The sequence below is a fragment of the Limnohabitans sp. genome (assembly GCF_044361645.1).
Taxonomy (GTDB): domain Bacteria; phylum Pseudomonadota; class Gammaproteobacteria; order Burkholderiales; family Burkholderiaceae_C; genus Limnohabitans_A.
Map to the genome: position 1 here is coordinate 1 of NZ_JBIKIL010000162.1, position 6,918 is coordinate 6,918.

General features: G+C 61.7%; 7 protein-coding genes. 6 read left to right on the forward strand and 1 reads right to left on the reverse strand.

The genetic code is table 11. The features are described from left to right. Positions 1 to 384 precede the first annotated feature (384 nt). Positions 385 to 1,428: a LacI family DNA-binding transcriptional regulator gene (locus tag ACIQ39_RS17845; protein ID WP_396435938.1), complete on the reverse strand. Its 1,044-nt coding sequence runs from the start codon at positions 1,426 to 1,428 to the stop codon at positions 385 to 387. Between the two features lie 219 nt (positions 1,429 to 1,647). On the opposite strand from ACIQ39_RS17845, the gene ACIQ39_RS17850 reads away from it, so the two are divergent. The 6 genes from ACIQ39_RS17850 to ACIQ39_RS17875 are packed head-to-tail and all read left to right on the forward strand — an operon-like array spanning position 1,648 to position 6,253. Continuing rightward, positions 1,648 to 2,607: a 2-hydroxyacid dehydrogenase gene (locus tag ACIQ39_RS17850; protein ID WP_396435932.1), complete on the forward strand. Its 960-nt coding sequence runs from the start codon at positions 1,648 to 1,650 to the stop codon at positions 2,605 to 2,607. A gap of 16 nt (positions 2,608 to 2,623) precedes the next feature. After that, positions 2,624 to 3,202, forward strand: a complete 579-nt coding sequence (locus ACIQ39_RS17855; RefSeq protein WP_396435933.1) for a gluconokinase — start codon at positions 2,624 to 2,626, stop codon at positions 3,200 to 3,202. 18 nt (positions 3,203 to 3,220) lie between these two features. Continuing rightward, positions 3,221 to 3,559, forward strand: coding sequence for a hypothetical protein (locus ACIQ39_RS17860; RefSeq protein ID WP_396435934.1), 339 nt, complete (start codon positions 3,221 to 3,223; stop codon positions 3,557 to 3,559). A gap of 57 nt (positions 3,560 to 3,616) precedes the next feature. Beyond that, on the forward strand, positions 3,617 to 4,399 hold the full coding sequence (locus ACIQ39_RS17865; RefSeq protein ID WP_396435935.1) for an SDR family oxidoreductase: 783 nt from the start codon (positions 3,617 to 3,619) through the stop codon (positions 4,397 to 4,399). 22 nt (positions 4,400 to 4,421) lie between these two features. Further along, the gene (locus ACIQ39_RS17870) at positions 4,422 to 5,462 is read left to right on the forward strand and encodes an L-idonate 5-dehydrogenase (protein ID WP_396435936.1); all 1,041 of its coding nucleotides are present in this window, start codon (positions 4,422 to 4,424) and stop codon (positions 5,460 to 5,462) included. Positions 5,463 to 5,503: 41 nt separating this feature from the next. Next, positions 5,504 to 6,253 (forward strand): SDR family oxidoreductase, encoded by a 750-nt coding sequence (locus tag ACIQ39_RS17875; protein ID WP_396435937.1) that lies wholly within the window; start codon positions 5,504 to 5,506, stop codon positions 6,251 to 6,253. The last annotated feature ends 665 nt before the right edge of the window (positions 6,254 to 6,918 follow it).

Below are 6,918 nucleotides of genomic sequence, written 5' to 3' on the forward strand. Positions count from 1 at the left end.
AGGGGCACCAGGGCAGGCCGGCCGGCGAGCTGGGGAATGGCGGGGCTGCTGACGGTGAGGGCACGCTCGCTGGAGAAGAGGGTGGACATGACGGCACCTTGTACAAGCTACAAAAGCCGAGATTAAAACCCAAAAAATAGAGTACCTAGGTATTTATTTTGAAAGTATCAAAAACAGGGGGTAAAAGTATCATGAACGGCGCTGGGGGGCGGAATTTTGTGGTTTTTTTGACGTTTCGGGCTTTTTTTGGGGGGCCCGTCTTGCTTGACTCACCGTTCAAAGCGGCGGCCTGAGTTTTGATTGACGTGAAAAGATGGGGGCGGGCAAGCCAAGGTGGTGGGCTTGCGTGTGGCCGCCCAAAGCGCAGGGTTTGCAAGCCCAGGATCAGGTGCTTTGCCGCTGAAGAATGTCAAAGCCCAGGTCAAGTTGGGGTTGCGCGGGTTCTTCGCCCCGCATCAGGCTCAGCAGCATCTCGGCCGCAGCCTGGCCAATGCGGGCCCTTGGGGTGCGAACTGTGCTCAAGCTGGGCAGCATTTGGTCGCTGCCGGTCAGGTCGTTGAAGCCCGCAATCGACACCTGTGCGGGCACCGATACGCCCATGCGCAATGCCGCCAACAAGGCGCCTTGGGCCAAGTCATCGTTGCAAAAGAAGATGGCGTCAACCGTCGGGCGTTGCTGCATGATTTGCGCAAACATCAATGCGCCCAAAGCCAAAGACGAGGGTGCGGGGTGCAGAAACTCAAGCGCCGCCTGGTACGCCCCCGCCTCTTGCAATGCGCTGCGCCAGCCTTGCAGTCGCTGCATGACCCGAGGGTCTAATTGCGCGGCGGCAAAGGCGATTTGCCTGCGGCCAGTTTGAAGCAAGTGCCGCGTCATGGCCGCACCGGCATCGGTTTGCCGAAAACCCACGCAATAAGGGCCCTGTGGCTGTGCTGGTGATTGCGTAGGCAAATCCATCAGGTGCACGCAGGGAACTTGGCTGTCTTGCATGAGCTGGCGGGTGACGGCACTGTGGTCTAGCCCTGTGACCAACAGGCCCGCCGGACGGTGCAAGAGTTGCTCGCGCAGCAGTTGCTCCTCTTCGTTGGCGTTGTAGTGGGTCACACCCATCAGCGTTTGGTAGCCAGCAGCTCGCAAGGTGGCTTGCGCGGCGTCGAGCAAGTCCACAAACAAGGCATTGGACAAAAGCGGGATCAGGATCGCCACGTGGTTGCTGCGCTGCGAGGCCAGGGCCCGTGCGGCCGGGTCGGGCACATAGCCCAATTGGGCCGACACGGCTTGTACGCGCGCGATCAAGCTGGGGTCGACTGCCCGCTCGCCCCGCAATGCCCTTGAAACCGTGCTGGGGCTGACCCCGGCAGCGTGGGCCACGTCGGTCAAAGTGACGCGGCCTGTGGCTCGGTGGCTTTTGACCACTTTGACGGGCATGGCGGGCAGGGATGGTGTGCGGGGCAAGGGTTAATCCGGGGGGTCAAGGAAGTGGCTGGTCGCTAGGATAGCGATTTATGTGAAGCCGTGAGCCAAGTTGTTGAATCGGGCTGGTGCCTAGCCCCTTAGAAATAAATTCAACCCGATCTTGATTTGGGCTTTTTTTTAACCCTCTTGGACAGCGCTGTCCAAATCTGAAGTTTGACTGGAAATTTTGACGTGTCCAAACCCCAAGTGCTGGCTGTGGCCAAACTCCACCCTTTTTACCTGCAAGCCCTCGAGACGCTTTACACGGTGCATGACCGCACCCACGTGACCGACCCCGCCGCTTTCGCGGCTTTGGCCCCGCAGATTGTGGGTGTGGCTGGCACGGGCGAGGCCAGTGTGCCGCGCAGTTTGTTGGCGCAACTGCCAAACGCCAAGGTGGTGTCGGTGTTTGGTGTGGGCTATGACGGGGTGGATGTGCCAGCCGCCATCGCGCACGGCATTCCCGTGACCCACACGCCCGGTGTGTTGACCGACGATGTGGCCGATTTGGCCATGGGCTTGGTGTTGTCGGTGGGCCGCAGCATTCCTCAGGCAGACCAGTTTGTGCGGGCGGGCCAGTGGCCCAGCGGCCCCATGGCTTTGGGGCGCAAGGTGTCGGGTGCGCGTTTGGGCATTGTGGGCTTGGGCCGCATTGGCCAAGCCATCGCCCGCCGTGCCAGCGCCTTTGGCATGCAGATCGCTTACACCGCGCGCAGCGAAAAACCGGACTCGGGTTTCCAGTTTTACCCCACCGCAGCCGCACTGGCCGCCCAGGTGGATTTTCTGGTGGCCATCACCCCCGGCGGCGCGGGCACCCAGCACCTGATCAACGCCGAGGTGCTGCAAGCGCTGGGGCCACGTGGCTTTTTGATCAACGTGGCGCGAGGCAGTGTGGTCGACGAAGCCGCTTTGATCGACGCCTTGCAAAAGGGCAGCATCGCCGGTGCTGGCCTTGACGTGTTTGCCAACGAGCCGCATGTGCCCGAGGCTTTGTGGAGTCTGCGCAACGTGGTGCTGACGCCGCACATGGCCAGCGCCACCACCGAGACGCGCCAAGCCATGGCCGATTTGGCATTTGCCAACATGCAGGCGGGCATTTCGGGCCTGCCCTTGCGCACGCCGGTGCCCGAGTTCGCGGCCCTGCTGAAGTGACCGCTCGGCAAACTGCATGAGCTCGCCTGCTTTGCGCCTGATCGTCATGGGGGTGTCGGGCTGTGGCAAATCCACGCTGGCGCAGGCCCTGGCTGAGCACCTGGGGCTGGACATGGTCGATGGCGATGACCTGCACTTGCCAGCCAGTGTGGCCAAAATGCGCGCGGGCATTGCGCTGCAAGACGCTGACCGTTGGCCTTGGTTGGACCGCATTGGCGCTTACCTGGCACAAAGCTGCGCGGCTGAGCACCCGCGTGGCCGCGTGGTGGCCTGCTCGGCACTCAAACGTGTTTACCGCGACCGCATTCGCGCCCAGGCCGGTGCGCTGTGCTTCGTCTTTCTCGATGGTGACTTCGACCTGATCGAACAACGCCTGCAGCAGCGCGTGGGCCATTACATGCAGCCCGGTTTGCTGCACAGCCAATTCCAGACCCTCGAAAAACCGCAGAGCGATGAGACCGATGTGATCCACCTGCCCATCACCGCGAATGTGCAGGGCATGGTGCTGCAAGCGCTGCAGGCCTTGCAAGAGCACAGGCATGCCACCCACCGCCCGCCCCTTTCCACTCACTCCACCCCACTCACTGGCCCTTGAAGGTCAAAAGGACTGTCCATGTTCATCCGCTGTGCATTTTTCCAAGGCCAGGTCAAACCCGGCATGGAGGACGCTTTCAACCGCTACATCCGCGAGCACTTGGTGCCGCTGTGGACCCGCTTTCCTGGCGCGCAAGAGGTGCGTGTGCTGCGCCAAGTTGAGAGCGATGTGGCCGACCCGCACTTTGGCATGGTGCTGTCGGTGCGCTACCCCAGCCGCGAGTCGATCGCCATCGCTTTGGCCTCTGAGGTGCGCATGAAGAGCAAGGAGGTCTCCAAAGACATGATCGCCATGTTCGATGGCACCGTTTTCCACACCGTTTTCAGCGCCGACGAGTACGCACTCCCCACGGATTGATGTTCCACCGATGGATGCCAAGCCCCTGAGGGGGCTGACCACTTACCCACCCCCCAAATGGCGACGAAATCAATGAACGTTCTTGACACATTTCGACTCACGGGCCAGCGCGCCCTGATCACCGGCTCTTCGGCCGGCATTGGCTTGGGCCTGGCCGAGGCCTTGGCACAAGCGGGGGCACACGTGATCTTGAACGGCCGCACGGCCAGCAAGGTGGAGGCCGCAGCGCTTGCCTTGCAAGCCCAAGGCTTGTCGGTGAGCAGCTCGGTGTTTGACGTGACCGATGCCGACAGCGTGCGCGCGGCCGTGGCGCAGATCGAGGCCCAGGGGCCGATCGACATCTTGGTGAACAACGCGGGCATGCAAATTCGCGGCCCGCTGCACGAGTACCAAGACGCCGATTGGCACACCATCATGAAAACCAACCTGGACAGCGTTTACTTCGTGGGCCAAGCGGTGGCCAAAAAGATGATCCCCCGGGGGCGCGGCAAAATCATCAACATCTGCTCGGTGCAAAGCGAATTGGGTCGCCCCGGCATTGCGCCCTACACCGCCACCAAGGGCGCGGTCAAAATGCTGACCAAAGGCATGGCGATTGACTGGGGGCAGTTTGGCATCCAGGTCAATGGCATTGGCCCGGGTTACTTCAAAACCGAGCTCAACCAAAATCTGGTGGACGACCCGACGTTCAGCAGCTGGCTGGTGGGCCGCACACCCAGCCGCCGCTGGGGCGATGTGCAAGACTTGGGTGGCGCGGCGGTCTTTTTGGCCAGCGATGCCTCCCGCTTCGTGAACGGCCACATTTTGTATGTCGACGGTGGCGTGACCGCCACCCTTTAAAAACCCTGAAGAGGAACCCCCCATGAAATCCGTTGTCTGCCATTCGGCCCAAGACCTGCGCATCGAAGACACCGAGCTGCCCGCTTTGGGCGAACACCAATTGCGCGTGAATGTGGCCTATGGCGGCATTTGCGGCTCTGACCTGCACTATTACCAGCACGGCGGGTTTGGCACGGTGCGCATCAAACAACCCATTGCCTTGGGCCACGAAATTTCGGGCGTGGTCGATGGCGTGGGCGCGGCTGTGCAGGGCGTCAAGCAAGGCCAGCGCATCGCCATCTCGCCTTCGCGCCCTTGCGGCCACTGCCGCTTTTGCCAAGCGGGCCAACACAACCATTGCCTGCACATGCGTTTTTACGGCAGCGCCATGCCTTTTCCGCACATCCAGGGGGCTTTCAGCGAACAACTGATCATCGAGGGCTACCAAGCCCACCCGATTGCCGACCACCTGAGCCTGTCTGAAGCGGCTTTGGCCGAACCCCTGTCGGTGGGCTTGCACGCCATCCAGCGCGCGGGCAGTGTGCTGGGCAAGCAGGTGCTGGTGACCGGTTGCGGCCCGATTGGCTCGCTCTTGATTGGCGCTTTGCGCCGAGCCGGTGCCGCGCGCATTGTGGCCGCCGACATTGCCGACTTGCCGCTCAAGTGCGCCAAGGAAATGGGCGCGGACGAGACCATCAACCTCAAGACCGATGCAGCAGCGCTGGACCAATACAAAATGGACAAAGGCCAGTTTGATGCGGTGTTCGAGGCCTCGGGCAGCGAAGCGGCTTTGCGCGTGGGCCTGGACACCATCGTGCCGCGTGGGGTGCTGATCACCGTGGGCATGGGCGGCGAGATCAGCCTGCCCATGACGCAGATCGTGGCCAAAGAAGTCGACCTGCGCGGCACCTTCCGCTTTCATGCCGAATTTGCCACCGCTGTGCGCTTTTTGAACGAGGGCCTGGTCAATGGCAAGCCGGTCATCACCGGCATCTTGCCGGTGGAGCGCGCCATCGAAGCCTTTGACTTGGCGGCCGACAAAAGCCAGTCGCTCAAGGTACAGATTTCTTTTCAAAACGCCTGAAAATCAGGCCCTTTTCAAGCCCCCTTTAGAAAGTTTTCACCATGTCCAAAATCGCCCTCGTCACCGGTGCCAGCTCAGGCATTGGCAAAGCCTGCTCCTTGGCCTTGCTGCAAGAAGGCTGGCAAGTGGTTCTGGTCGGTCGCCGTGCCGACGCGCTGGCTGCGGCCGTGGCCGAAGCGGGTGCCAACGCGGCCCATGCCCACGCCATCCCGACCGACTTGTCCAAAGAAGCCGAAGTCCAAGCCCTGTTCGAGCAGATTCGCACGCGCTTTGGCCGTCTTGACTTGGTCTTCAACAACGCGGGCATCTCGCTGCCCTACACCTTGCCGGGTGACCTGTCGGGCGACGAATGGCGCCGCGCCGTGGACATCAACCTGAACGGCGCGTTCTACACCTTGTCGGCGGCCTTCAAGCTGATGCAAGAGCAAAGCCCACAAGGCGGGCGCATCATCAACAACGGCTCGATCTCGGCCCATGTGCCACGCCCCGGCTCGATCGCCTACACCGCCACCAAACACGCCATCTCGGGCCTGACCCGTGCAGCGTCTTTGGATGGCCGCCCCTACAGCATCGCCGTGGGCCAGATCGACATTGGCAACGTGGCCTCTGACATGACCCTGAAGATGGCGCAAGGCGTGCACCAGGCCGACCTGAGCATCAAGGCCGAGCCCCGCATGGACATGAGCGCCGTGGTCGAAACCTTCATGAGCATGGCGCGTTTGCCCTTGTCGGCCAACATCTTGTTCACCACCGTGATGGCCACCAACATGCCGTTTGTGGGGCGCGGCTAAGGCACCTGTCATGCATCGCGGTCGGAGACCGCTCCTACACGACAAGCCACCCATCTGGCCCAGGTGCACGCTTTTGTAGGAGCGGTCTCTGACCGCGATGGCTGCCCGCAAAACACCACGCCCTGAAATTTATCGGCTCAGCCGCACCACCGCATCAGCCCGTTGGTGCAAATCGGGCAGCACGTTCAGCATCGCGGTCGGAGACCGCTCCTACATGACAAGTCACCCCCGGCATCGCGGTCGGAGAACGCTCCTACACGACAAATTCAGCATCGCGGTCGGAGACCGCTCCTACACGACAAATTCAGCATCGCGGTCAGAGACCGCTCCTACACGAGAAGTCACCCATCTGGCCTAGGGCACGCTTTTGTGGGAGCGGTCTCTGACCGCGATGGCTGTCCGCAAAACACCACACCCTGAAATTTATCGGCTCACCCGCACCACCGCATCAGCCCGTTGGTGCAAATCGGGCAGCACGTTCAGCATCGCGGTCGGAGAACGCTCCTACACCAGAATTTCAGCATCGCGGTCGGAGACCGTTCCTACACGAAAGGTTCGGCATCGCGGTCAGAGACCGCTCCTACACGACAAGCCACCCTTCTGGACCCAGGTGCACGCTTTTGTGGGAGCGGTCTCTGACCGCGATGGCTGCCCGCAAAACACCA

What these genes read in the sequence shown, in the direction of transcription:
- ACIQ39_RS17865 (WP_396435935.1), top strand. Translation starts at nt 3,617, where the DNA reads ATGGCGACGAAATCAATGAACGTTCTTGACACATTTCGACTCACGGGC.
- ACIQ39_RS17860 (WP_396435934.1), top strand. Translation starts at nt 3,221, where the DNA reads ATGTTCATCCGCTGTGCATTTTTCCAAGGCCAGGTCAAACCCGGCATG.
- ACIQ39_RS17870 (WP_396435936.1), top strand. Translation starts at nt 4,422, where the DNA reads ATGAAATCCGTTGTCTGCCATTCGGCCCAAGACCTGCGCATCGAAGAC.
- ACIQ39_RS17855 (WP_396435933.1), top strand. Translation starts at nt 2,624, where the DNA reads ATGAGCTCGCCTGCTTTGCGCCTGATCGTCATGGGGGTGTCGGGCTGT.
- ACIQ39_RS17875 (WP_396435937.1), top strand. Translation starts at nt 5,504, where the DNA reads ATGTCCAAAATCGCCCTCGTCACCGGTGCCAGCTCAGGCATTGGCAAA.
- ACIQ39_RS17845 (WP_396435938.1), bottom strand. Translation starts at nt 1,428, where the DNA reads ATGCCCGTCAAAGTGGTCAAAAGCCACCGAGCCACAGGCCGCGTCACT.